Below are 1,383 nucleotides of genomic sequence, written 5' to 3' on the forward strand. Positions count from 1 at the left end.
TATTTTAATGTGCTATGATGATGTCAGTTGAATAGTTAAATTAAGCAATCCATATGTTATCAAGTGCTGAAAACGAACGAGAAAAAGTATGTGAGAACTAGTTTATGTTTCGTATTTGATAATGTGTGGATTCTTTTTTTAGACAGGAAGACTAAAAAATTTAAAATTTGTATTTTCTTAGGAGGAAATAATTATGGCAGTAACAGGACAAGTAAAATGGTTTAACAACGAAAAAGGTTTCGGTTTCATCGAAGTTCCAGGCGAAAACGACGTATTCGTACACTTCTCAGCAATCGAAACTGACGGTTTCAAATCTTTAGAAGAAGGTCAAAAAGTTAGCTTCGAAATCGAAGACGGTAACCGTGGACCTCAAGCTAAAAACGTAATCAAACTATAATTTTATAGTTGATGATGGAAAAAAGGATGGCTAATGCCATCCTTTTTTTGTTGTGGAGAAAGTTTTTTTAGAGCCTGTTTTTATATCTAAATCTCTTTTTCGATGTTACAACTGGTAAAAAATTATCTGGAATACGTATTAGTTTCTGTAGAAGAATTAGTTCAGCAAGAGCATTTGCTGCGTATGATAGTAAATAACTATAAATTTGTATTCTCTGTTGAAATGGGGAAATCTTTTCCAGATAGACCTTGAGTAACATCTTTTTTGTTAGCGTTGTTGTTGGAATTTTGTACGTTTTGAGATGATGTTTCTAACAGTTGTTCTTGTTCCTTACTAGGGGTATTCAGAGCATCTGAGGGAATGCTATTAACCTGCTGATTTAATGGATTTTCTTTATCCATAGTATACAACTCCTTTTTAGAATTCGATAAAAAGCAATGTAATTATAAATAGCTACTTATATATATTGTGTTTTTGAATGACATTATATACAAAACTTATATTGCAAAGTTAACTAATTAACGAATTGTTAGTGATGGATAAAGATGTACAAATTTGAATTTTTTAATAAAAATTAAAAGCGGGTAACAAGTACAAATACTCTTTCTCATGTTTTATATAAGGATCATATTACAAATCAAAAAAGATGTAGAGAACCTTAGAAGAAAATATAGTTGTTTTTTTAGGGTGAAGAAGAATAAATAAAATGATACTACGAATGTAAAAAGGCATTCCATAAAGGAAGGCCTTTTATTGTTCTTGCCCTGATTTTTTCTTCTCACGTTCTTTACATTCTGGACATTTTGATTTACGAAACGGTTTGGAAAAGAATAGCAGAATGAAAAATAAACCGAATATAATACTAGCTGAGTTTTTCACGATAATGACGCTACTATTTTTCATTTGAATCGATGGTTGGATCTCTTTTTCTTCCATAGTGGCCCTCCATATATTGGATTTACATTTTAATTATAGCAAAGTTAGTT

At 30.6% G+C, this 1,383-nt stretch carries 3 protein-coding genes; 1 reads left to right on the forward strand and 2 read right to left on the reverse strand.

Annotated elements, in window-relative coordinates:
- Nucleotides 1-193 precede the first annotated feature (193 nt).
- Complete coding sequence (gene cspA / locus ACQGS6_RS28500) at nucleotides 194-397, forward strand: RNA chaperone/antiterminator CspA (RefSeq protein ID WP_000301518.1); 204 nt, start codon at nucleotides 194-196, stop codon at nucleotides 395-397.
- Nucleotides 398-594: 197 nt separating this feature from the next.
- Here the strand turns inward: cspA and ACQGS6_RS28505 are convergent, their stop codons facing one another.
- Both ACQGS6_RS28505 and ACQGS6_RS28510 read right to left on the reverse strand, forming a co-directional pair.
- On the reverse strand, nucleotides 595-798 hold the full coding sequence (locus ACQGS6_RS28505; RefSeq protein ID WP_000356922.1) for a hypothetical protein: 204 nt from the start codon (nucleotides 796-798) through the stop codon (nucleotides 595-597).
- Between the two features lie 349 nt (nucleotides 799-1,147).
- Nucleotides 1,148-1,333 carry a hypothetical protein gene (locus tag ACQGS6_RS28510; RefSeq protein WP_025967005.1) on the reverse strand — a complete coding sequence of 62 codons (186 nt, stop codon included), beginning with the start codon at nucleotides 1,331-1,333 and terminating at the stop codon, nucleotides 1,148-1,150.
- Nucleotides 1,334-1,383: the final 50 nt, after the last annotated feature.

The organism is Bacillus sp. GMs2/2 (genome assembly GCF_050172095.1).
Classification (GTDB): Bacteria; Bacillota; Bacilli; order Bacillales; family Bacillaceae_G; genus Bacillus_A; species Bacillus_A cereus.